Source organism: Nonomuraea sp. NPDC052116, assembly GCF_040680035.1.
In the GTDB taxonomy this organism is placed as follows: domain Bacteria; phylum Actinomycetota; class Actinomycetes; order Streptosporangiales; family Streptosporangiaceae; genus Nonomuraea; species Nonomuraea angiospora_A.
In genome coordinates this window covers 108,423-130,356 of record NZ_JBFAWA010000001.1, presented here as the reverse complement: position 1 = coordinate 130,356, position 21,934 = coordinate 108,423, and the positions used below count along the sequence as shown (strand labels likewise).

Below are 21,934 nucleotides of genomic sequence, written 5' to 3'. Positions count from 1 at the left end.
TGGTGATCACGGCGGCCGAAGGAGCGCCGGTAGGCGGCGGGCGTGGTGCTCGAAACGGGCCGCGCTTTCCCTCTCGCCCGTCGAGGGGGATGATGCCTTCGTGGCTGGTCGCGACGCGTTGACGGCCGCGGTGATCGCGGCCGGACGCGACGCCGCCGGTGAGGGGTGGGACGGGGCGCACCGCATGTACGCCCTGACCGATCGCGACACCTACCTCGGGGTCGCCTACCCCCTGGACCCGCTGGCGGAGGTGCCGCCGGACGCTCTCCTGGCCATCCCCCTCACCCCGCTCGGCCCGGGCGATCTCGGGACGGAGCTGGCCAAGGTGACCTGGCCGCACGATGTGCACGGATGCGTGCTGGTGACCGAGGTGACCGTCGTGACCCGCCTCGGCAGACGGCGGCGCGGCAAGAGCTTCGGCGTACGCCGGGCGCAGCTCGCGGTCGGCGTGTTACGCGACGGCTACCACCGGTCCCTGCTCAGGTTGCGGGACGAGGACGAGTGGCGCCTCTGTCCCGATTCGCTGTCGACCGACGGCCTGGTGACGGCCTTGGCCGGGACGTTCTGACCGGCCCTGAGGATCACGCGCCATCCGGAACGGCCGGGGGAGTGGACCTCGTCGATCCGGACGTTGTCCGAGCCGATCATGACGCCGCGGCCGTCCGGTACGCGCTCGGTCCGGCCGCCGTGGCCCTGGACGAGGTCGGCCGCCGGCCTCTTCGCCGTGACGAGCCGCGTCAACATCGCGCCCAGGTCCCGGTCGGTCATCCGGCCCGCGGGGTCCCGGTACATCTGGCCGATCGCCCGCATGGCGCCCTCGTTCTCGGCCAGGGCCCGTGCGAGCAGCGCGTCGGGCCGTTCGAGGCGGTAGTGGAAGTGGTTGTTCTGGACGTTGCCCCGGCCGACCACGACGCCCGCGGAGCCGCGTACCACGATCTCGCCGCCGGGACCGAGCACGCCCGACAGGCGGACGCGCTTCGGCACCGACCTCGCGGTGACGGCGTCGTCGCGGGCCATGACCCTGGCCGCCTCCTTGCCGAGGAGGGAGCGCATGGCGCGGTTGGCGCGGGCGCTGGCGGGGTTCTCGACGAGGTTGGCCAGGGCGCGTTCGTGGGCGGGCGTCGCGGTGAGCACCTCCGCCAGGGAGACCGGGCGGTCGGCGAGCTGGTAGTGGAAGTGGTTGTGCTGCCGGTTGCCCGAACCGACCACCACGCCGCAGGAGCCGCTGATGTCCACCTTGCGGGTCCGCTCGCCCAGCAGGGTCTCCTTGACGGTGACGCCGTCCGCGGACTGCCGCCCGACGGTCAGCACGGTCTCCGCCGCAGCCGGTGACTTGGCGCGCCTCGGTAGCTCGGTCTCCGCCGAGGCCGGCGACGTGGCGCCCTTCGGTAGCTCGGTGGTCTTGCCTCGTACCGGCTGCCGCTCACGCTCCGGCCGCGAGCCCGGCACCTGGGCGATGACCGTCTCCACCCGTCTTCTCAGGCGCGACGCCTTCGCCGAAGGCGTGTCCTCCTGCAGGAGGACGGCCGCCAACGGGTGCCGCGCGGGCTGCCGCCGCAGCTCCGCCTCCAGGCCCTTGATCTCGGTCAGGAGCTTCCGCGCCCGAGCGGCCCGGCTCGGCGACGGCGCGCGCTCCTCCAGCCCGCGCACGGCCGCCGTGAGCCGGTCGAGCTCCGCGGCGATCTGCTTGCGCCGCTCCTCGAGGCGTCGTGCCGCCTGCTCGTGCGCCGACGCGCCGAGCGGCGCCGGGTCCGGCCGGAGCGACCGAGCCGCCGGTTGGGCCCGCTCCTCCGAGCGTGCCGCCGGCCTCCTGAAATATCCCCTGTACGCGCCCACGCCGACTCGCCCCCCTGGCCTTCTCCACATTTCTCTCGCGCGCCGCCCGCCGTCAAGGCGATAACCGTGGCCGCCACGTATCGGAAAGGTCTTAACAACCAGCCCCGTATAGGCATCGATCATGGTCCGGGCGAATGATGCGAGATATGAAGTGGCGGGTGCTGATGTGGACCGCCGTGGCGGCCGGGGCGGTCGTCGCGGCGGGGCTGGGCGCGTACGTCGCGGTGGCCGGGATGGACAAGGCGGCGGGACCGGCCGGGGTGATCGCCGCGTTCTGCGAGCTGGCCGCCCTCACGCTCGCCGTCACCGGCTGCATCCGGCAGCGGCAGGCACCCGGGTACGGTGAGCGCGAGGCGCGGACGCCGCCCGGCTCCGGGGCCGTGGTGCACATCCAGGAGGGGAAGGGCGTGCAGATCGGCGACCACAACGAACAGACCAACAACTTCGGATGATCCCGCAGGGGCTCAAGGAGCGGATCGACGGCGACTTCCAGATGTCCGGCTCCGCGACGACCGTGCGGTGGCTGCCGGCCGACGGGCTGCTCGACGAGCTCAACCTGCTCGTCCACCCGATCGCCGTCGGCCATGGGCAGCGGCTGTTCGAGGACGGCCCGACCCACGCGCTGAAGCTGGTCAAGTCCGAGACGTTCGAGACCGGCGTGCTCAACCTGCGCTACGAAGCGCCTTGAGGACGGTCACGGCGCCGTCCCCAAGCCCGGCGGGCGTTACCTTGGCGCCTATGTATTCTCCGATCGAAGCGTACGACCAGGGCATGCTCGACGTGGGCGACCGCAACCAGGTCTACTGGGAGGTGAGCGGAAACCCGGCGGGCAAGCCGGCGTTGATCGTGCACGGCGGTCCCGGGGGCGAGTTCTCGGCCAACTGGCGGCGCTTCCACGACCCCGAGGTGTACCGGATCGTCCTGTTCCACCAGCGGGGGTGCGGGCGCAGCACGCCGAACGCCGGGCTGCCGGAGACCGACCTGTCGGTCAACACCACGCAGCACCTCATCGCCGACATGGAGCTCCTGCGGGCGCACCTGGGCATCGAGAAGTGGCAGCTGGTCGGGGCCTCGTGGGGCTCGACCCTGAGCCTGGCCTACGCGCAGCGGTTCCCGGAACGGGTGAGCGAGGTGATCCTGATGGCGGTCACCGCGAGCCGCCGCAAGGAGATCGAGTGGATCACCCGGGACGTGGGACGGGTCTTCCCCCAGGAGTGGGAGCGCTTCCGCGACGCAGTGCCGGAACAGGACCGTGACGGGAACCTGGCCGCGGCCTACGCCAGGCTCCTGGCCGACCCGAGCACCTGCGAGAAGGCCGCCCGCGACTGGTGCGACTGGGAGGACACGCACGTGAGCCTCGACCCGCAGTACCAGCCGAACCCGCGCTTCCAGGATCCCGCCTTCCGCATGACGTTCGCGCGGCTGGTGACCCACTACTGGGGCAATGACTGCTTCCTGCCGGAGAAGGGCGACCTGGTGGAACGGGCCCACCTGCTGAAGGGGATCCCGGGGGTGCTGGTCCACGGCAGGCTCGACGTGAGCGGGCCGCTCGAGACCGCTTGGGAGCTCCACAAGAGCTGGCCGGGCAGCGAGCTCGTGGTCTGCGGCGAGAGACACGGCGGGAGGGACATGGTGGCGGAGGTGGTCGCCGCGACGGACCGTTTCCGCTGAGAAACCCTCGGGGAGGCGCCCCTGATGAACGGGCGCCTCCCGGGGGGTCAGCTGCCGACCGGTTCGGCGCGGAGCCGGGCCGAGTGTTTGACCAGGGCGATCAGGACCTCGCGGCTCGAGTCCTTCTTGCGGGCGTCGCACATGATGATGGGGACGGAGGGGCTGAGCTGGAGCGCCAGCCGTACCTCGTCCAGCTCGAACGACGGCGATCCCTCGAAGCAGTTGACGGCCACCACGAACGGCGTCCCGCGCCGCTCGAAGTAGTCGACCGACGGGAAGCAGTCGGCCAGGCGCCGCGTGTCCGCCAGGATGACGGCCCCCAGCGACCCCTCCGCCAGCTCGTCCCACACGAACCAGAAACGCTCCTGGCCGGGTGTGCCGAACAGGTACAGGACGTAGTCGTTGCCCAGCGTGATCCGGCCGAAGTCCATCGCCACGGTGGTCGTGCGCTTGGCCTCCACCGAGGAGATGTCGTCCACGCCTATGCCGCGGTCGGTCAGGACCTCCTCGGTGCGCAGCGGCCGGGTCTCGGAGACAGCGCCCACCATCGTCGTCTTGCCCGCGCCGAAGCCGCCCGCGATCAGGATCTTGATCGCCGTCGGCAGGCGCGGACGCTCAGAGCGAGCGAAGACCATCGAGCACCGCCCTGTACATCTTCATGTCGTGCATGTCCACCTCGGATTGTGGTTCCTGGGCAGAGACGAGTTCGCGGTCGAACAGGTCGCCGAGCAGCACCCGGATCGTGCCGGCCGGCAGGTCGAGGTATGCCGCGATCTCGGCGACCGACTTCGGTTCGCGGCAGAGCTGGATGATGCGCAGGTGCTCCGGGTCGAGCCCGGCGTCGGGGCCCGGCGGCGGGCCCACCGCGAGGGCCATGGAGATCAGGTCGAACCGGCCGTGCACGGGCTGCGTACGGCCACGGGTGACCACGTAGGGCCGGATGATCTCCGGATCCACCCAGTGCTCATCCGTCGGTTCGTCCGCGCCTCTCACCGGTCGCTCCTGGCGACGGCCTCGGCGTTGCGGGCGCCCGAGGTGAGGTACTGGCCGACGCGGGCCACCATCATCGCCATCTCGTACGCGACCAGCCCGATGTCGGCGTTCTGCGCGCACAGGACGGCCAGGCAGGCGCGCTCGCCCGCCATGGTCACGATGAGGAACTGGTTCTTCCACTCCACGACCGTCTGCCGCACGGAGCCGCCGGAAATGTGGTCCGAGACGCCTTTCGCCAGGCTCTGCAGCCCGGAGGCGACGGCGGACAGGTGCTCGCCGTCGGTCCGCTGCAACGCGGCGGAGGAGGCCATCAGCAAGCCGTCGGACGACAGCACGATGGCGTGCTCGACCTCCTTGATACGGCCGACGAGGTCATCGAGCAGCCAGTTCAGGTCGGTGCCGGAGGTAGGGGTCATGCCTCATCTCCAGACTGCTCATCCAGCATCTTGGCGGCTTCGGTGCGGCCAAGACGGGTGCCTGACTGCAGAGATCCCATCATCGCGCGGATCTCCTCCGGCGAGCGCTCGTCATCGTCCTCCTCGAAGTCGGGCTGCGTGGGCGTGTCGTCCCGCAGCGCTGGCGCCAGGTTGGCCTGGGGCACCCGGAGGGGCAGCCCGTTCGACGTGAACTCGGTCACAGGGTTCTGCTCCGGTTCGGCTGGCGTTTCGGGTTGTGTCTCCACAGCGGTGATCGGGCGGGCAGGCTGGGGGACCGGCGTCGGCGCCGGGACCGGCATCGGGCGTGCGGGCTTGAGCGTCCGCACGTTCTCCCCGGTGACCGGCCGCGACGCGGTGGCCGCCCCGGTGGCAGCCGCGGCCACCGCCGTCGTCCGGCGCGGCAGCCGCTCCCGCCGCCCGCCGTCCTGCGGTTCGGGCGTGGGGTCGAGCTGTACGAGCTCCTGCGGCAGCAGGACCACGACCGTCGTCCCGCCGTACGGCGAGGCCTTGAGCACCACCTGGATCTCGTGGCGCCTGGCCAGCTGGCTGACCACGTACAGGCCCAGCCGGGCGGTGCCGGTGATGCGGAACTCGGGCGGGTCCGCGATGCGCTCGTTCGCGGAGTCCAGGTCCTCGGGCTTCATGCCCAGGCCCCGGTCCTCGATCTCGATCACGTACCCGTTGGCCACGAGCTGGCCGCTGACCTGCACGTTCGTGTAAGGGGGCGAGAACGACACGGCGTTCTCGATCAGCTCGGCGAGCAGGTGGATGACGTCACCGACGGCGCGGCCGACGAGCACGACGTCGCCCATGGGCATGAGCGTGACGCGGGTGTAGTCCTCGACCTCGGCCAGCGCGCCGCGGACGACGTCCACCATCGGGACCGAGCGGCGCCACGTACGTGCGGGGGCCGAGCCGGACAGGACGATCAGGTTCTCCGCGTTGCGGCGCATGCGGATGGCCAGGTGGTCGAGCCGGAAGAGCTCCTTCAGCTCCTCGGGGTCGGTCTCGCGGCGCTCCATGACGTCGAGCACGGTGAGCTGCCGGTGGACCAGGCCCTGCGTCCTGCGGGCCAGGCTCAGCAGGATGTCGCGGATGCTGCGGCGCAGCTCGGCCTGCTCGGCGGCGACGCTGACGGCGGTGTGCTGCACGGTGTTGAACGCCTGGCCCACCTGGCCGATCTCGTCGTCGCCGAAGTCCAGCGCGGGCACCTCCTTGGCCAGGTCGACGTCCTCGCCGCGGCCGATGCGCTCGACGACGCCGGGCAGCCGGTCGTCGGACAGCTCGTGCGCGGCGTCGCGCAGCTTCTGCAGCTGGGCGAGCAGGTCGCGGGCCGTGGTGATGGACAGGATGATCGAGGCGATGACGGCGATGAGCCCGAGACCACCGGCCAGGACCAGCCGGACGATCACGTTGACGGCGACGGGCACGATCCGGTCCACCATGCGGTCGCCCGCGCCGAGCACCATGCCGTTGAAGTCGGTCAGGAAGCGTTCGGTCGCCGACTTCCACTCGTCACCGGTGAACGGCAGGTTCAGAGCGGCCGGGTCATGCTCCATGACCTGCGTTTCCATGGTCTGGAGCTGGACGAACGGCCGACTCTTGGTCAGCCTGTCGTAGGCGGCCCTTTCGGAGTCGGGCAGTTCGGATGCGGCCTGTCCGGCGACGATCCGCCAGGCGCCCACGGCCTGGCTGAACTGTGCCTGGTCGGCGGGAGTCAGCCGCCCCTCGGCGAGCGCGCCGGCGAGCAGCGCGTCCTCCCGGGTGAGGAGCTCGCTGGCGCGGCTCAGAGTGATGAGGGTACGGACGTCCTTGGCGACCTCCTTGTCGTCGAGCGTCGCCATCGACCCGTAGAGACGGTCGATGGGGTCGATGACGTCGTTGTACTCGGTCATCACCTGTACGCGGCTGAGCTTGCCCGCGTCGATGGCCTTGCGTATCTCCTTGACCGATTCGAGCTGCTTGAGCAGGTCGGCGAGCCGCTTCTGGCCCTGATCGTCCAACGCCCAGCTGACCAGCCCGGCGCTGACCGACTCCTGGAAAGCGGCGATGACGCGGTCGTTCTGCTTACGCTGTGTTTCGAGCTCTTTGCGGTTTTGGGGGGTCTTCTCGCTCAGCCTCACGACCGAAAGCCGGCGCTCTTTTTGCAGGCCGAAGAGCACCGGATCGCTGGGGGTCGCAATAGCGGAGTCGAGTTGGGAGACCCACAGGAGGTTGACTCCCTCACGGAGGGTGACCCACGCAGCGAAGACCCACAAGGCCGCCAGGGAGAGCAGCAGAGCCGTGATCTTGGTCCGCAGCCCCGTCTTGCGGAAGCGCATTATCATACCCACCCTGTGCAAGTCATATCTGGTCTGCCGGACACCTTACGTGCGGCGAGGTTACATACAGTATCGATCAAGGAACTCTAGCGCACTCGCAAACCGCCTCTCAAGAAACATTAATCACAGATGTCAGGTTCTGACAGCCTATTAGTCAATTTTTCACCCAAAGATGTCTAGTGTCGGTATGCACCGCAAGTGACCAGCTCTGCCTCCAGTCATTTCGGCATTCGTAACAACCTCGCAGACCGCCTTCTTGAACAATCGCACCAGCTGACGGGCGTGCCACAGCAGGACCGCGGCGACGTCCTGGGGGGGGGTCGCACTCGACTCCGTCCCCGACGCGTCACGGCTTCTGCGCTCCTGCGCCTCCGCGGCGAGGGCAGGACCGATGCCCGCGACGCCGCCGTCATCGTCGACCGAGCCCGGATGCGCCGTGCGTCCGCAAGGGCGCCACCACCCTGGCCGCACGAGCCGTCGAGACCTGGACCACCACGCTGCCCGGCGAGCTCGGCCCCTGCTCGCCGGATCGGAGTGTGCCGTGGGCGCCGTCCGCGTTGTGTCATCTCAGTCGCGGTGTGATCATTAACCGATTCCGAACAATGCACAGTTTCCAACCCTGGTATCCCTTTTGGCTGGGAGTACCTGACAGGAGCCGTCATGAGCCCCTCGCCGTCCCTCCCCGACGAGCTTTCGTCCGATGCGCTGTCCGCCCGCGCGGCGGAATGCGCCCGTGACCTTCGCAGCACCGCCGCGTCCTACCCCGAGCTCTTCGACACCGGTGAGTTCGCCGACACCCCTGGCCAGATCGCGAACATGATGGTCTATGGCACCCCGCGCCATGCTCCGGGCGTGTTGCGGAGCCCCTCCCGGCTGGCGTTCTGGATTTTCCCGCTCGACGCGGCCATCGACCGTGATGCGACACAGCGATCCCAGGTGCAGGCCATCGTCGAGGAATGCAAGGACGTCATCGCCGGCGACGACCCGCGCACGCCCCTGGCCCGGCCGCTCGCTCACATCCGCGACGACCTGGCTCACGCGCCCGCGTTCGGTCATCTGGGACCGGTATGGCGCACCGAGGTGGCCGCGATGCTCGATGCGATGGCGCGGGAATGGGATTGGAAGACCGCGGCCCGGCAGACCGGCGCGGCACCCACCGTGCAGGAGTATCTGGGTAATGCGGCGAACTTCGGCTCCACCTGTGTCGGGGTCTCCCGTCTGATCAGCACCGACGAACCGGAAGCCACTCGCGAGCACCTGCCGGCGATCATCGACGCCGCCAACGCGACTCAACGGGTCATGCGCCTGGTCAACGACCTGCGCACCGTCAACCGCGACCGCCAATGGGCGGACCTGAACGCACAGATGCTCGGGCTCGACGAGCAGGCTCTGCGGGAACTGATCGCCGAAGAACGCAAGGCATGTGACCCGGCGCTGGACCGGCTCGCGCAGTCCTGTCCGGGCGTGGCGGAAGATCTTCGCCGCCAGATGATGATCACCTGGGGCTTTTACTTCGACGGCGGTGATTTTTGGACCGTCTGAGCCGGAGCTCATCGGAGCTAGACCGCCTGCGCCCGGGCCTGCCGGCTGAGGTGCGACGACGCGATCACCGCGGCGCGGGTCACGGCGCGGGGGACGTACAGGTCCTTGTCGTGCCAGAGCGGGGGGTGGTCGCCGCCGGTCGAGCGTGACAGGTATTGGTGACCCCGATCCGCCGCACGAACATGCCGCGGATCCGTACGTCCTCGGGTCAGCAGCAGGATCTGCATCGCGTACGCGGTCTCCTCCGCCGTGCCCTCCCAGCGGCCCCAGGAGCCGTCCGGCCGCTGAGTCTCCAGCGTCCACTCGGCGGCCGCGCGCACCGCCTCCCGCGAGACCTCTCCGCTGAAGGCGTCGAGCGCCAGCGCGCAGCTGACGGTGGCGTAGTACGGCGACGCGTGCCACCGGTCCGTCCAGTTCCCGTCCGGACCCTGGCAATCCCGGATCCAGGCGGCCAGCTCGGCGATGGTCTCGTCGTAGCGCGGTGCGGCGGCGGGCCTGCGGCGGACGTACTCGCCGAAGGCGTCCAGCACGTGCGCGTTGACGCTGACCGATACGCCCTGCTCGCCGGGCCAGGTGGAGAAGTGGGTGCCGGAGCGGAACCCCCACAGGCTGTCCGGTTCGTGCGGCGCGCCGAGCAGCGCCAGCGCGTACAGCGCCACGGACGTCGTGTCGGCGTCGGCGGGCAGCCCGGATCCCGCGGGCGTGCCGGCCGGACCTATGGCCGCTCTGATGTCGGCCACCATCTCCGGCGGCACCTCGACGGGCACGCCCGCCCGGAGCAGCCAGCTCAGTACCCAGCCTCGCTCGAACACGGTGATGGGCAGCCCGACGGGCACCGGGCCGCCGTACAACCGGACCACCGCCTCCAGGTGTCCGCGGGCCGGCTCGTGCGCGTCGGGTCCCCCGCCCTCGCCCAGCCAGGCGGCGGTCGCCGCGGGCGAGGCGCCGACACTGCCGATGGGCGTGGGCCGGATGCCGGGCGCTCCGGCGGCCTCGTCGGCCGCGATCTCCAGGGCGTGGAGCAGCTTCTGCGGCACCTCCATGCCGGACTTGACCCAGGATCTGACGGCGTGGAGCGTGTCGTAGCTCATGGCCTCGGGCAACGGAATCGGCGCCCGGCCCGGTAAGCCCTCGACGTGCTGGTTGATGCGGTCGACGAGGGAGGGGACGATGTGCTCGATCGCCGGCATGTCGGGCAGCTCGAGCGGGCCGCTCAGCCAGGCGGCGAGCACCAGCAGGCCACGGTCCGCCGCACCCGCCAGGCGCTCGCGGTCCGTGTCCGGGTCTCCGCGCGTCAAAGCGGAGAGGATCCCCTCGGTGGCGCTCAAGGTCGGCACCACGCCGTACCCGTCGGGTGCGCCCCAGGCGCCGTTCTGCCGCTGGGTGTCGATCAGGTACTCGATGCGTTCCAGGTGGCCGGTCAGCCAGGGGGCGAGCGAGACCAGCCGGCCGGTTTCGTAGACCGAGGGCGAAACCTGCCCCCACGGCCTGAGCATGAGGCTCTGGACGAGTTCTTCCGCTGCCGCGGTGCTGTCCGCCATTTCGCCGATGCTCACGCCGCACGATTCCGTTCGGTCGGGTGCAGCTGGAGGAAGAGCTTCTCCTTGGGCCGCAAGGTGGCTCCCCCCACCAGGGGCGTCAGCTTCTGCGGGTAGGGCAGCGCCGGCCGGTACCTGGTGAACAGGTTGGCGATCAACAGAGACGCCTCGATATAGAACAGGTGCTGGCCGAGGCAGACGTGCGGGCCCGCGCCGAAGGGGATGAACGAGTAGCGGTGCCGGCTTCCGGCCTTCTCGCCGGCCCAGCGCTCGGGGTCGAACTCCGTCGGCCGGGGCCAGAACTCCTCCAGCCGGTGGGTGGCGTAGGGGCTGACCAGCACCTGCGAGCCGGCCTTGATCCGGACGCCGCCGATCTCCGTGTCCGCCACGGTCTGGCGTGGGACGACCCAGGCGCTCGGGTAGACCCGCACGAGCTCCTGCAGGACCATGCGGAGATACGGCATCTCGGCGACGTGCGACGGCCGCACCGGGCCGCCGCCTATCACCCGGTCGATCTCCTCCTGCAGCCGGGCGTTCACGTCCGGGTGATCGTCCAGCACGGCCCACAGCCACATCAGCGACATCGCCGTGTTCTCCGAAGCGGCGCCGTAGACGTTCACCAGGTCGTCGCGGATCTGCCGCAGGTCGGCCTTGCCCTCCTTCTCGAGCCTGGCCGCGAGCAGCGCCGAGACGACCTCCTTGCTCTCCTTGCCCTCGGTGTCCTCGCGCTGCGCCCGTTCGATGAGGGGGTTGATGATCTCGTGGATCTTCCTCGTGGATCGCAGGAAGGCGCGGTCGCCCGGGACCCTGATCGAGTACGGCGCGGAGGGGAAGAGCATGCGGAAGCCGATCGAGCTGGCGCACGTGGCGAACTCGGGCGCCAGCCGTTCGGCGGTGTCACGGGTGATCCGGCCGCCGAACAGCAGGTTGATGACCGCCTGGTTGACGATCGAGGTCATCTGGTGCTCGACGTCGATCGGGCGGCCCGTCAGCGCGTAGTCGTCGAGCTCGACGATGCGCTCGGCGATGATGTCGGCCATGTCCTCGGCCAGTGCGGCCGTGTAGCGCGCGGTGAAGAGCGGCTGGAGGATCTTCCGGGCGGACGCCCAGGCCTCGCCCTCGCCCATGATGCTCTGACCGATCAGGCGCTGGAGCGGCTGCCAGAACATGCCCGCGCGCACGAAGTTGGTCCAGTCCGTCTTGAACACCTGCTGGACGTGGTCCGGATGCGAAATCAGGTAAGGGCGGAAGGGGCCGAGGTCGAGCCGGACGACCCGCCCGGCGGCGTCGGTGCCCATCCGGGCCAGTTCGATGGCGGGGTTCCTCACCAGCCGGGGGATGGCCCGGTAAAAGGGAACGACTTCGGGCTTGGTCACGGACGTTCCTTGGCGTGCGGCATGGCTGCGCTCCCGGATCTAGGATGCGATCTCTGCAAGACGGACATTTATCGCGAAAAAAGTGATTTATAATAAATTGTCCGATTTGGCGTTATTTGGGAGGGGGTGGCGGTCTGCCTGTCGCGCGGGGCGGCCTCCATCGCCACGAGTGCTTCCTCCATCGCGTACCGTGTCCGTCTCACGCCGTGGACATTTCCTGACAAATGTCAATCGATGGGTGGAGTATCACATGCTTGTGCATGTAGATTCAAGATCGTACCGGGGTAGGAGCACCGTTTGAATCTCAGCCATCCCTTGGGCGGCGGCGCTGTGGCCCGCTGCCGGGGTCTGCTCGAACCGGCTCTCCGCGAGGCTGTCTCGGTCCTGCACCCGGAGGGCGCCCGGATGGCCGCGTTCGCGCTGGGCTGGTCGGATGCCGACGGGAGGCCGCACCAAGGCGACGGTGGCAAGGGCGTGCGGCCCGCCATCGCGATGCTCAGCGCCGAGGCCGTGGGCGGCACCGCCGAGTCGGCCCTCCCGGCGGCGGTGGCGGTGGAGCTGGTGCACGCCTTCTCGCTGGCGCACGACGACATCATCGACCACGACGAGCGGCGGCGGCACCGGGAGGCGCTCTGGAAGGCGTACGGGGTCGGGCCGGCGCTCCTGACCGGCGACGCCTTCCTGGCCCTGGCCGTCGGCCAGCTCGCCGGACGGCCCGAGGCGATGACGTACCTGTCGACGGCGCTGATCGAGCTCGTCAACGGGCAGACCGCGGACATGGCCTTCGAGAACCGGCCGTGGCGCGGGCCCAAGGCGGTCACGATCGCCGAATACACGGAGATGGTCGCGGGCAAGACGGGCAGCCTGCTGGCCGCCGCCGCGGCGGCGGGGGTGGCCCTGGGCGGCGCCCCCGAGCTGGGCGACCTCATGTGGCAGACCGGGCGGGATCTGGGGGTGGCGTTCCAGATCGTCGACGACATGCTGGGCATCTGGGGCGAACCGCGCGTCACCGGCAAGCCCGTCTACTCCGACCTGCGGCGCGACAAGAAGACGTTCCCCGTCCTCGCGGCCCTCGCCGCCGACCACCCCGCCGCCGGCGAGCTCTCCGACCTGCTCGCGGAGGGGGTCTCGGACGAGGACTCCGTGCACCACGCCGCCCGCCTCGTCGAGGAGACCGGCGGCCGGGCCGCCGCGCAGGCCCAGGCGGAGCGGTACGTCGCCTCGGCGGTGGCGGTGATGGACGAGCACCTGCCGGACGCCGCCGACCTGCGCGCCCTGTGCGTCTCCCTGGCGGACCGCGCCCGCTGACCGCAGGCACGGCCCGTCGGATGCGTCAGGCTCGGGAGGCCTCGTTCAGGAGGGCGAGCTCCTCCTCCGTCAGGGTCAGCTCGGCGGCCGCCAGCAGCGGCTGGAGCTGCGTCACGTCCCGGGCGCTGGCGATCGGGGCCGTGATCGTCGGCTGGGCGGCGAGCCAGGCCAGCGCCACCGTGGCCGGGGCCACCTCCTGCTCGGCCGCCACCTTGAGCAGCGCCTCCAGCGCCCGGCGCCCGTGCTCCTTCTGCAGGTACTCGGCCGCCATCCCGGCCCGCGGGCTGTCGATGGTCACCCCGGGCGCGTACTTGCCGGTCAGGAAGCCGCGCGCCAGCCCGAAGTACGGCGTGCTGGACAGCCCCTCCCGGGCCACCACGTCCCGCAGCTCGCTCTCGTAGCCGCGCTCGACCAGGTTGTACTGCTGCTGCAGCGCCACATACCGGGTCAGCCCCTCGTCGCTGGAGGTCTTGAGGGCCTCGGCCAGCCGGTCCGCGCCGTAGTTGGACGCGCCGACGTACCGGATCTTGCCCTCGTGGACCAGCGCGTCGAACGTCGCCAGCGACTCCACCAGCGGCGTGTCGTGGTCGTCCACATGTGCCCAGTAGAGGTCGATGTAGTCGGTACGCAGCCGGCGCAACGAGTCCTCGACCGCCGTCCGGATCGTCGCGGGGGACAGCCCGGTCAGGCCCTCCAGCATGCCGACCTTGGTGGCGAGCACGAGCGAGTCGCGGTTGCGGCGCACGTGCATCCACTCGCCGATGATCATTTCTGACGTGGACTCGCCGGTCACCCAGTACGGGTAGACGTCGGCGGTGTCGATGAAGTTGCCGCCGCCCTCGACGTACGCGTCCAGGACGGCGAAAGAGGACTCCTTGTCGGCGGTCCAGCCGAAGACATTCGTACCGAGCGATATCGGGAAAACGGACAGCTCCGTGGTGCCTATCGATCTCATTCCGCCATTATCCGCACCCCCCTTGAACAGGCCCGATGGCACCCCCTCGATCGGCGCCGGGTGGACACGGGTGTCTCGCTTCCGCGGGATGGCGGGGCGGTCGCGGGTGACGCTATGGTGCGAGCTGTGGTGATCGGTGACGCGCGCACGCGCATCCTGGACGCGGCCGAGGAGCTGTTCGCGGGCGGTGGCTATGAGGCCACTCCGACCGCGGTCATCGCACGGCTCGCGAAGGTGCCCAAAGGGCTGATCTTCCACTACTTCCCGCGCAAGATCGACGTCCTGGTGGCCCTGGTCGACGAGCGCACGCTGGTCGAGGAGGGGCGAGAGGTCGACGCCGTGCCGGGCGATCCGGCGCGGACCCTGTCCAAGCTCGCCCGCGGCCTGCCGCTGCGGGCCTCGCCGGCGATGCGGCGCATCCTGTTCAGGGAGGCCGACACGCACGGCTCGGTCAAGGAACGGCTCGGGCGGCTGAACGGCGAGCTGATCAGGCGCTCCAGGTTCGCGCTGGAGCTGGCGCTGCCCGGGGCGCGCGGGGACCTGGCCCGGCTGGAGGTGGCGGCGGCCACGTTCGCCGCCGTCCTGCTCTACCAGGAGAATCTCTGCCAGCTAACGGGCCACCAGATCGATCCCGACGCCGTCGCGGAACTCATCGCCCACTCGCTCGTCTAGCAACTCCTCCAGCGCCGTGCGCAGGTGGCCGAGCAGGCCCCACACGTCGTCCATCCGCTCGGGGCAGGCCACGATGCCGAAGTCGAGCATGCCGTCGTACGAGAAACAGGTGATGTTGAGGCCGCCGCTCACGTCGGTCAGCACGGACAGCGGGTAGTACGACAGCACCCGCCCGCCGCACAGATACAGCGGGAACTGCGGGCCCGGCACGTTGCTGATGATGAGGTTGATGGGCGGGAACGCCATGCCCGCCAGCCGGAAGATCGCCGGGGTGGCCAGGCTGGTGAGCGGGGCGGGCAGCACCGAGCACAGCTCGCTCAGCCAGGTCGCCGGGGCCAGCGCGAAACGCCGCTTGGCCCGGCCCATGACGGAGCCGACGGCCTGCAGCCGCTCCTTGGGGTCGGGGACGTTCGTGGGCATGGGGGCGACCATGGCGGAGATCTGGTTGCCGACCAGGTCCTTGGCCCCGGCCGTACGGATCGCCACGGGGACGGCGACGATCAGCGGCGCCTCCGGCAGCGCGTCGCGCTCGCGCAGCCATGACCGCAGGGCCGAGGTGCACAGGCTCATGACGACGTCGTTGACGCTCATGCCGTGGGCCTTGGCGACGTTCTTGACGTCCTTGAGCGACAGCGAGCCGAACGAGAGGTGCCGGCGGGCGCTGATCGGGCCGTTGAACGGGGTGCGGGGGACGGCGAGGCTGGGCAGCTCGGGGCGGTCGTGCCGGTCGCCGGCGACCAGCCGCGCGGCCTTGGCGATCAGCTTCGCGCCCGGGATGCCCGCCGCCAGCGGGATGGCGTCGAGATCCTCGGCCGCCCTGACGACCGACTGGACGGCCCGCACGGGGTGGGTCGCCGTCCGCATGGCCGCCCCGGCCAGCATCGCGGCCAACCCTGGGACGCCCTCCGGGGCGCGGGAGTCGTTCGCGACCTGGACGGGGACGGGGACGGGGACGGGTGTCGGACGGGGGGCGGGGCGGCGGAGGCGGTCGGCGCTCGCGGTCGGGATGTCGCGCCTCTTGAGGTGGCCGTCCGGGGTGAGATCGAGCAGGGTGGCGAGCGTCTCCGCGCCCGAGACGCCGTCGATGGCGGCGTGGTGGACCTTGGTGTAGACGGCCACCCGGCCGTCCACCAGCCCGTTGATCAGGTGCATCTCCCAGAGCGGGTGCGCCCGGTCCAGCCGTCGCGCGTGGATCTCCGCCACCGCGTCCGCGAGTTGCCAGTCGTCCCCCGGAGCGGGCAGCGTCAGCTCGAACAGGTGGTTGCCGAGGTCGAACGCGGGGTCCTCCGCCCAGTACGGATGGTCCAGCCCGAGCGGCACCGCGGCGAGCCGGAGGCTGAGGGCGGGCGACAGGTGCAGGCGTTCGAGGAGGAGCTCGGCCAGCGCGGCCCTGTTGACCGCGCCGTCGGCCGGGTCGAGGATCGCCAGCCCGGCCACGTGAGCGGCGGTGGTCGCGGTCTCGACATTGAGGAACTGGGCGTCGAGTGCAGTCAGCTGGCGCATCTGCTCTCCTTTTTCCCGTGATCTGTGCAGCGTCGCACGATGGGATTTCTGGAAGGTTTCCGCGCGAGTCTTTCAGATGAATTCGGGTGCGCCGTACCAGCTTTTAGCGAATGTCCAGCTCAGCCTCGGTCAGTGACAATTACCTATCCATTGACCACGTCGACGGGGTGCCGTACGACCGCGTCGAAGTGGTACCCGAACGGATGACGCGGCGTGACCAGGGGTTGGGTGGCCCCGGTCTCGTCGGTGGCGCGCGCCATGAGCACGTGCGCCCCCGTGCGCCGGGGGGCCCATGAAATGTGCCATGGCAGCCAGGCGCTGACCAGGTGCTGTCCGTGGTGGTCGGCCGGCCGCCAGCTCAGCCCGGCGTCGAAGCTGACCTCCACCCGGACGATCCTGCCCTGCCCCGACCATGACCGTCCGCGCACGATGTGCGGGCCGGAGCGGGGCAGGCGCGCATTCCAGGCGAGTTCGAACGCGCTCTTCACCGGCTGCGTCGTGACGTCCGGGTAAAAGACCGTGTTCCATGGCGTGAAGAGCTCTTTCGTTGAAACTTCTATTTCACCCAGCCATTTGATCGACGCTATTCCCACCCATCCCGGCACCACCAGCCGCACCGGAAATCCGTGGTCGGGCGGCAGGCGCTCGCCGTTCATTTCATAGGCGACGAGGACGTCGTCCATGGCCTTGTCGATCGGCAGCGGCCGGCGTACGTGCCCGTACCCCTCGAACGGCGCGTCCAGTCCCGTGGGCAGCACGTCGACGGCGCTCGGCAGCACCCCGGCCTGCTTGAGCAGGTACTTCAGCGGCACCCCGCGCCACCGCGCGACGCCGATCGCCCCGAGCCCCCACTGCGTGCCGGGCGCGGCCTCGTGCTGCTGCGTGCCGTAGAAGCGCCGCCCGTTCCCGGCGCACTCGATCGCCACGTCGAGCGTGCGGGACGGCATGGCCCGCAGCTCGTCGTAGCCGAACTCGCGCGGACATCGAACGCCCGCCCCGTGCACCAGGAGGCACCAGGTGGTGACGTCGATGATCGGTGTGGCGGTGTGGTTGCGCACGAAGAAGCGGTCGTTCGGAGTGTGGTAGCCCTGCCCCGACATGGCCTCCCACCGCATCTCCGCGCTCGCGCCGTGCACCCTGAACAGGTGGTCGGGCAGCGGCTTCACGATCGTCGCCAGTGCTTGCTTCATGGACACCGCCTCCGTAAGAGCTATTTCCTACCTGTAAACCATTTAATCCCTTCCGGCTGTCCTGTGGCGCCCCTCGTTGCCGAATTCTGTCCGACCGGTACGGGAACGTTCCACACCTCCACCCCGCCCCTTACCCTCACCCACTCCTCCCACAACGAGCCCCGACACCCGCTCCCACCAGCCCACACACCCGCCCGTTCGCGCTCGTCCGCTCGCACGCGCCCGCTCGGATCCGGCCGCTCCACATCCGCCCGGCTCCCGTCCGGCCGCCCCGCTGGGCCGGAGGTGGCGACGTGCGAGAGGCGGGGCGGCTGGCGGGTGTCGCAGGGGTGCGGGCCGGCTGCGCTCTTCGGCCGGAGAGTCGCACCTGCTCGTCGGCTGGATCGGGCTTCGGTGGATCGGGCTCGGCTGGATTGGGCTCGGTATCGCCTGGGACGGCCCAGTGCCGACGGGCCTTGGCTTTCGCGGGGGCGCCTGGGCGGCAGGCAGGCGGTTCGTTCTACTTGCCGGGGCAGAGGACGGCCTTCGCCGTCTGGTTGATGGCTCGGCCGATGGCGGCCGGGTCCTGGGTGTTCGTCGTGGTGGAGGTCGCGAACTGGATGCGGCCGTCAGGGGAGCTGAAGGTGACGGAGGTGAAGCTGGCGGTGCCGCCCGCGACGACCCGCAGCTGCGGCTCGCCTCCGCACAGGGGCGGCTGGGAAGGGGCGTTCTCCGGCGGGTCGGTGAGCAGCTTCTGTAGCGCCGGCGGGAGGAGTTTGCCCTGGCCGAAGGCGCGGTAGAAGGCGCTGATGTCGCGCGAGGTGGAGATCACGCCTCCGGCGCCGTTCCCGTAGCTGGCGTTGAGCCGGTCCATGTCGTGCACCTGGCCTTGGTCGTCGGTGCTGTAGCCGTGCCCGTGCGGGCCCTCGATGCCCTGCGGCGGTTTGACCGCCAGGTACGTACGGCTCATCCCGAGCGGGACGAAGAGCCGGCGGGTGAGTTCGGAGGCCAGCGAGTGGCCGGTCACCTTCTCGATGATCAGGCCGAGCAGCGTGTAGTTGGTGTTGGAGTAGGAGAACTTCTCGCCCGGTTCCCCGGTACGCGGCTGGTTTCGTGACTTCTTCACCAGGTCGATCGGCGGGTAATAGGTGGTGAAGTCGTATATGTCGACCAGATCGGGAGCGAACCAGTTCGGGATGCCGGACGTGTGCCGGATGAGCTGCCGTATCGTGATCTCGTCGGCCCGCTCCACGATGTCCTGGCTCGCCACCTCCGGCAGGAGATCGCTCAGCTTGTCCTCCAGCCCCAGCCTGCCCTCCTTGACCAGTTGGAGCGCCACCGTCCCCGTCAGCAGCTTGGTCTGCGACCCGATCCGGTAGCGGGAGCCGGCGGGGATGCGCCCGCCCTTGCCGTTGAGCAGCCGCGAACCCGCCGAGCCCTGGCCGACGCGCTTCCCGTCCACGTACACCTCCCCGATCGTCCCCACCACCCCGCTGGTCCGGGCGAGTGCGTCCAGGGCCTGCTGCACATTGGCCACCTCGGGGGTGGCGGCGGTCGCGGGCGTGGCGGCGACGGCCAGCGTCAGCATCGCGCAGGCGAGACCGGCGAGGCGTGCCGTAATGGCGTGACTCATGGTGATGATCCCTTCGTGATGTGCGGGATCCTTTGTAGGGCGGCGGGTGTTTCCTGACGGTTTCCGCCGGGGGTGAGGGGCAACAGGGTGGTGGGTCGTGGGCCGGCGCTGCCGCCTACCTGGCCTTCCCGTTCGACCTCGGGGTTGAGGAACCCACGGACAGCCGTTGGCGCCGGAGTCGCTACGCCGCCGGGGAACACGGAACATCACCATGCCGTAGCCGGCCTCGCCTCGCCTGACGAGCGGCCCCTCGAGGTCGCGGCCCAGCTCCATGTCGGACATCCCGCCTGCCACGGCCGCTAACGGGTGATCACGGCGAAGGCGGCGACGCACAGCGCGTAGCACAGCACGATCACGAGCGCTCCGGCGGCGCCGGCGAGGAACGAGCGGGGCACGCCGGGGCGCAACCATGCCGCGAAGGCCCTGTTGACGAGCGGCATCAGGACCCAGGTGAGGATGGCTACGCTCAGCACGTTGCCGATGAACAGGACGAGGTAGGAGGGCAGGCGCGCGCCGGTCAGCACCCGGCTCACCGTCAGGTTCAGCGCCATCACGGTCGGATAGAGGGCCAGCAGCACGCACATGGCCTGCTTCCAGTTGGGTGGAACGCCCTCCCCGGCAGCTCCGCCGCCGAACCGGAACCAGCCGCCGAACGCCGACTTGACGGTGCGCACGTCGAAGTCGATGACGCAGTCGCGACCTTCGTCCAGGAGCTTTCTGCGGGTGTCGGACGCGAGCCAGCTCTCAAGGTGTTCGCGGGTGTCGAACCGGGTCATGACCACCCAGTGCGGCTGTACGCCTGGCACGGGTGCGAACGCCTCGAATCCGAGGAAGCCGGGAAACCTCTCCTCTGCCTTGTGGACCCTGTCCTGCCAGCGCGTGTAGTCGCCCTCGCGGCCCGGCCGCACGTCGTGGGAGATCACCGCCGTGACCGCTTCGCTTTCGGGCGTCCTTCCCGCGAGGACCTCCATCGCCGGCGGCTCCTCCAGCAGTGGCCGGACCTCGTCGAGCAGAGCCCTGCGCGACTCCGAATTCAGCCACCCGGTCAGCCGGGCGATATCCGAGAAACGAAAAACAGACACCCAGGATGGCTGCTCGCCGGGAATCGGCGGATAAGCCTCCGCCCCCTCGAAACCGGCAAATGAGCGCATGCTCTCATTTGTTTTCTGCTGCCAGCGGCGATAATCATCCTCGCGGCCTTCGCGAACCTTTGACGAAATGACCACGGTCACGCCGCGATCCGAGGCCCCACGGTTCGAACCAGGCTTCACCTGGGCAAGTATAGTCCACGGCCGCCCGGATAAGCATGGCGGCAATGACTCCTGCACGGCAGTCGATCATGACGAGATTTCAGCCGTAATTTACCTGCCGGAGGTTATGAGATGGGACCGAAGGAATTCATGGCCGAAGCCGTGCGACTCGCCACGGAGTCCGTTGTGAACGGCTGGGGCGGCCCGTTCGGCGCGGTCATCACCAAGGGCGGGGAGATTCTCGCCCGCGGGCAGAACCGCGTCCTGCTCACCGGCGACCCGACCGCGCACGGCGAGATCGAGGCCATCCGCAAGGCCATCCAGATCCTGAACCCGGAGGCACCCTCCCTTGCGGAGGACCGCCTGAACGCCTCGACGCTCGAACTCGTGCCGCGCCCGGAAGGATCCCCCGACCTCCTGCCCGAGCGGGCCCGGATGCTCATGGGATACTCCCTCTACTCGAGCGGGGCTCCGTGCCCGATGTGCATGAGCGCCATCTACTGGTCCCGGATCGACGCGGTTCACTTCAGCTCCGACCTCGAGGCGACGAGGAAGATCGGCTTCGACGACGCCTTCCAGTACGAGGACTTCCAGCGGCCCCTCGACCAGCGCAAGATCCGGATCGAGCAGATCTATCCCGAGCTCGGCGCCCAGGCCTACGCCGCCTGGGCGAACAAGCCGAACCACCACCCGTACTGATCCGCCGGACGCCCAGGCGGGCTCGTCCAGATGTGCGAGCGCGGCGGTGGCGCGCTCGCGGAACTCGGCGACGAGGACATCGCGGACCAGGTTACGGGCCGTCGCGCAGGGCTTGGGTGCGTGGCCCCATGGAACCGGGGGACTGGCCCTCCTCGCCGACGTCAACCACCTGAATCAGGAGACCCTGCCGGGCGGCAAGACTTGGGGTCGCCTGTCATGCCACGGTTTGCCGGACCCTAGGATCCGAGGCGTGGCCAGATACTTCGATCTTCATCCGGACAATCCCCAGCCTCGCCTGATCAGTCAGATCGTCGAGATCCTGCGGGCGGACGGGCTCATCGCCTACCCCACCGACTCGTGCTATGCCCTCGGATGCCGACCGGGCAACAAGGAGGGCCTCGACCGGATCAGGGAGATCCGCGGCCTTGGCAGCGACCACCACTTCACCCTGATATGCCGTGACTTCGCCCAATTCGGCCAGTTCGTTCACCTGAGCAATGCGCTGTTCCGTCAGGTCAAGGCGGCGACTCCCGGCGGTTACACGTTCATCCTGCCCGCGACCAAGGAGGTGCCGCGGCGGCTGCTGCATCCCCGGAAGAAGACGGTCGGCGTCCGCATCCCTGATCACGTCGTCACCCAGGCGCTGCTGGCCGAGCTCGGCGAGCCGCTGGTGTCCAGCACCCTGCTGCTGCCCGACGAGACCGAACCTTCGACACAGGGCTGGGAGATCAAGGAGCGGCTCGACCACGTGGTGGACGCGGTCATCGACTCCGGCGAATGCGGCGCCACTCCGACGACCGTCATCGACTTCTCCCAGGAGGAACCCGAGATTCTCCGCCGGGGCACGGGAGACACGTCGCTGTTCGAATAGGCGACGACCGCGATCTCCAGGCCGGGTTCGATGCCTGAAGGGCCGGCTCCCAGGGCGCCCTGGGAGTGTCGCCTCGACAGGCGATTCGACATTCACTAGAAAAGGATCAGATCCGGCACCTGTGGGAATGGCGTGCAAGGACCACCAGAGGACGTCATAC

At 69.6% G+C, this 21,934-nt stretch carries 21 protein-coding genes; 9 read left to right on the top strand and 12 right to left on the bottom strand.

Annotated elements, in window-relative coordinates:
- The first annotated feature begins 100 nt into the window (after nt 1-100).
- Nucleotides 101-568 carry a hypothetical protein gene (locus tag AB0L65_RS00610; RefSeq protein ID WP_364239100.1) on the top strand — a complete coding sequence of 156 codons (468 nt, stop codon included), beginning with the start codon at nt 101-103 and terminating at the stop codon, nt 566-568.
- On the opposite strand, the gene AB0L65_RS00605 is transcribed toward AB0L65_RS00610, so the two are convergent.
- Nucleotides 463-1,836, bottom strand: a complete 1,374-nt coding sequence (locus AB0L65_RS00605; RefSeq protein WP_364239099.1) for a hypothetical protein — start codon at nt 1,834-1,836, stop codon at nt 463-465. The two genes, AB0L65_RS00610 and AB0L65_RS00605, sit on opposite strands and share 106 nt — an antisense overlap.
- Nucleotides 1,837-1,982: 146 nt before the next feature.
- On the opposite strand from AB0L65_RS00605, the gene AB0L65_RS00600 reads away from it, so the two are divergent.
- From AB0L65_RS00600 to pip, 3 genes are read left to right on the top strand one after another with little or no spacing between them, the layout of a single operon-like run.
- Nucleotides 1,983-2,288 (top strand): hypothetical protein, encoded by a 306-nt coding sequence (locus AB0L65_RS00600; protein ID WP_364239098.1) that lies wholly within the window; start codon nt 1,983-1,985, stop codon nt 2,286-2,288.
- Nucleotides 2,285-2,524: a dihydrofolate reductase family protein gene (locus tag AB0L65_RS00595; protein WP_364239097.1), complete on the top strand. Its 240-nt coding sequence runs from the start codon at nt 2,285-2,287 to the stop codon at nt 2,522-2,524. The genes AB0L65_RS00600 and AB0L65_RS00595 overlap by 4 nt, the downstream gene beginning before the upstream one ends.
- Nucleotides 2,525-2,574: 50 nt before the next feature.
- A complete protein-coding gene (gene pip / locus AB0L65_RS00590) occupies nt 2,575-3,507 on the top strand; it encodes a prolyl aminopeptidase (RefSeq protein ID WP_364239096.1) in 933 nt (310 codons plus the stop codon).
- Between the two features lie 47 nt (nt 3,508-3,554).
- Here the strand turns inward: pip and AB0L65_RS00585 are convergent, their stop codons facing one another.
- Genes AB0L65_RS00585 through AB0L65_RS00570 form a run of 4 tightly spaced genes read right to left on the bottom strand, consistent with a single transcriptional unit; the run spans nt 3,555 to nt 7,258 of the window.
- A complete protein-coding gene (locus AB0L65_RS00585) occupies nt 3,555-4,142 on the bottom strand; it encodes an ATP/GTP-binding protein (RefSeq protein ID WP_350722156.1) in 588 nt (195 codons plus the stop codon).
- Nucleotides 4,123-4,500, bottom strand: coding sequence for a DUF742 domain-containing protein (locus AB0L65_RS00580; RefSeq protein WP_185077533.1), 378 nt, complete (start codon nt 4,498-4,500; stop codon nt 4,123-4,125). Before AB0L65_RS00580 ends, AB0L65_RS00585 begins: the two co-directional genes overlap by 20 nt.
- On the bottom strand, nt 4,497-4,916 hold the full coding sequence (locus tag AB0L65_RS00575) for a roadblock/LC7 domain-containing protein (RefSeq protein ID WP_364239095.1): 420 nt from the start codon (nt 4,914-4,916) through the stop codon (nt 4,497-4,499). Before AB0L65_RS00575 ends, AB0L65_RS00580 begins: the two co-directional genes overlap by 4 nt.
- Nucleotides 4,913-7,258, bottom strand: a complete 2,346-nt coding sequence (locus AB0L65_RS00570; RefSeq protein ID WP_364239094.1) for a nitrate- and nitrite sensing domain-containing protein — start codon at nt 7,256-7,258, stop codon at nt 4,913-4,915. The genes AB0L65_RS00575 and AB0L65_RS00570 overlap by 4 nt, the downstream gene beginning before the upstream one ends.
- Nucleotides 7,259-7,918: 660 nt before the next feature.
- Between AB0L65_RS00570 and AB0L65_RS00565 the strand changes: the two genes are divergently transcribed.
- Nucleotides 7,919-8,800 carry a terpene synthase family protein gene (locus AB0L65_RS00565; RefSeq protein ID WP_364239093.1) on the top strand — a complete coding sequence of 294 codons (882 nt, stop codon included), beginning with the start codon at nt 7,919-7,921 and terminating at the stop codon, nt 8,798-8,800.
- Between the two features lie 17 nt (nt 8,801-8,817).
- On the opposite strand, the gene AB0L65_RS00560 is transcribed toward AB0L65_RS00565, so the two are convergent.
- Entirely contained in the window at nt 8,818-10,341 is a 1,524-nt protein-coding gene (locus AB0L65_RS00560; RefSeq protein ID WP_364239092.1) for a prenyltransferase/squalene oxidase repeat-containing protein, read from the bottom strand.
- Nucleotides 10,342-10,352: 11 nt separating this feature from the next.
- A complete protein-coding gene (locus AB0L65_RS00555) occupies nt 10,353-11,714 on the bottom strand; it encodes a cytochrome P450 (RefSeq protein ID WP_364239091.1) in 1,362 nt (453 codons plus the stop codon).
- A gap of 297 nt (nt 11,715-12,011) precedes the next feature.
- On the opposite strand from AB0L65_RS00555, the gene AB0L65_RS00550 reads away from it, so the two are divergent.
- A complete protein-coding gene (locus AB0L65_RS00550; protein ID WP_364239090.1) occupies nt 12,012-13,022 on the top strand; it encodes a polyprenyl synthetase family protein in 1,011 nt (336 codons plus the stop codon).
- A 25-nt stretch (nt 13,023-13,047) separates the two neighbouring features.
- Here AB0L65_RS00550 and AB0L65_RS00545 read toward each other — a convergent pair whose 3' ends face one another.
- On the bottom strand, nt 13,048-13,977 hold the full coding sequence (locus tag AB0L65_RS00545; RefSeq protein WP_364239089.1) for an aldo/keto reductase: 930 nt from the start codon (nt 13,975-13,977) through the stop codon (nt 13,048-13,050).
- A 126-nt stretch (nt 13,978-14,103) separates the two neighbouring features.
- Here AB0L65_RS00545 and AB0L65_RS00540 point away from each other — a divergent pair, with 126 nt between their 5' ends.
- Nucleotides 14,104-14,649 (top strand): TetR/AcrR family transcriptional regulator, encoded by a 546-nt coding sequence (locus AB0L65_RS00540; protein ID WP_350722143.1) that lies wholly within the window; start codon nt 14,104-14,106, stop codon nt 14,647-14,649.
- Here the strand turns inward: AB0L65_RS00540 and AB0L65_RS00535 are convergent.
- The 4 genes from AB0L65_RS00535 to AB0L65_RS00520 all read right to left on the bottom strand — a co-directional run bounded on the left by AB0L65_RS00535 (nt 14,587) and on the right by AB0L65_RS00520 (nt 20,186).
- Nucleotides 14,587-16,152, bottom strand: coding sequence for a wax ester/triacylglycerol synthase family O-acyltransferase (locus tag AB0L65_RS00535; protein WP_364239088.1), 1,566 nt, complete (start codon nt 16,150-16,152; stop codon nt 14,587-14,589). The two genes, AB0L65_RS00540 and AB0L65_RS00535, sit on opposite strands and share 63 nt — an antisense overlap.
- A gap of 143 nt (nt 16,153-16,295) precedes the next feature.
- Entirely contained in the window at nt 16,296-17,342 is a 1,047-nt protein-coding gene (locus AB0L65_RS00530; protein WP_364239087.1) for a sulfite oxidase, read from the bottom strand.
- Nucleotides 17,343-17,841: 499 nt separating this feature from the next.
- Entirely contained in the window at nt 17,842-18,954 is a 1,113-nt protein-coding gene (locus AB0L65_RS00525; RefSeq protein ID WP_364239086.1) for a serine hydrolase domain-containing protein, read from the bottom strand.
- Between the two features lie 299 nt (nt 18,955-19,253).
- Nucleotides 19,254-20,186 (bottom strand): antibiotic biosynthesis monooxygenase, encoded by a 933-nt coding sequence (locus AB0L65_RS00520; protein WP_364239085.1) that lies wholly within the window; start codon nt 20,184-20,186, stop codon nt 19,254-19,256.
- A gap of 150 nt (nt 20,187-20,336) precedes the next feature.
- Here AB0L65_RS00520 and AB0L65_RS00515 point away from each other — a divergent pair, with 150 nt between their 5' ends.
- Together AB0L65_RS00515 and AB0L65_RS00510 are read left to right on the top strand one after the other, a co-directional pair.
- Complete coding sequence (locus tag AB0L65_RS00515; RefSeq protein ID WP_364239084.1) at nt 20,337-20,903, top strand: nucleoside deaminase; 567 nt, start codon at nt 20,337-20,339, stop codon at nt 20,901-20,903.
- A gap of 250 nt (nt 20,904-21,153) precedes the next feature.
- On the top strand, nt 21,154-21,774 hold the full coding sequence (locus AB0L65_RS00510) for an L-threonylcarbamoyladenylate synthase (RefSeq protein ID WP_364239083.1): 621 nt from the start codon (nt 21,154-21,156) through the stop codon (nt 21,772-21,774).
- Nucleotides 21,775-21,934: the final 160 nt, after the last annotated feature.